General features: G+C 45.6%; 1 protein-coding gene. It reads left to right on the forward strand.

Annotated features, from left to right (window positions below; genetic code table 11):
• Positions 1-42 precede the first annotated feature (42 nt).
• Positions 43-594: imidazole glycerol phosphate synthase subunit HisH (gene hisH, locus ACTHUR_RS16040; protein WP_440399670.1), on the forward strand; the 552-nt coding region annotated here is incomplete at its 3' end.

Raw genomic sequence — 594 nt, forward strand, 5'->3', positions numbered from 1 at the left:
ATATTAATCATTAAATGTTTTCAGACGGCCTGAGGAGAAGCAATGAAAGTAACGATTGTTGATTATGGAATGGGAAACCTGCACTCAGTATTGAAATCTGTTCAGGCGGCGCAGGTTTTGTCTAATCAAAATGCCGAGGTTTATCTGACTTCGCGGCCTGAAGAGGTGATGGCGGCGGATAAGGTTATCTTTCCAGGGCAGGGTGCCATGCCGGATTGCATGTCGGCGCTGGAGGCAAGCGGTTTGGGTGAGGCGGTTTCAGACGGCCTGAAAAACAAGCCGTTTTTTGGAATTTGCGTAGGTGCGCAATTATTGTTTGAACACAGTGAAGAAGGCGATACAGATGGTTTGGGTTGGTTTGAAGGTCAAGTAAAACGGTTTTTGCCCAATCAAACCGATGAGCAAGGAGGCCGTCTGAAAGTGCCGCATATGGGTTGGAATACAGTGCGCCAAACCCGTCCGCATCCTTTATTTCAAGACATTGGGCAAAACGAGTATTTCTATTTTGTTCACAGCTATTATTTTGCACCGAAAAATGAAGAGATTGTTTTAGGCGTTAGCGAATATCCGAATGAATTTGCCTGCATTGTCGGT

It is taken from the genome of Neisseria sp. P0021.S007, assembly GCF_051956855.1.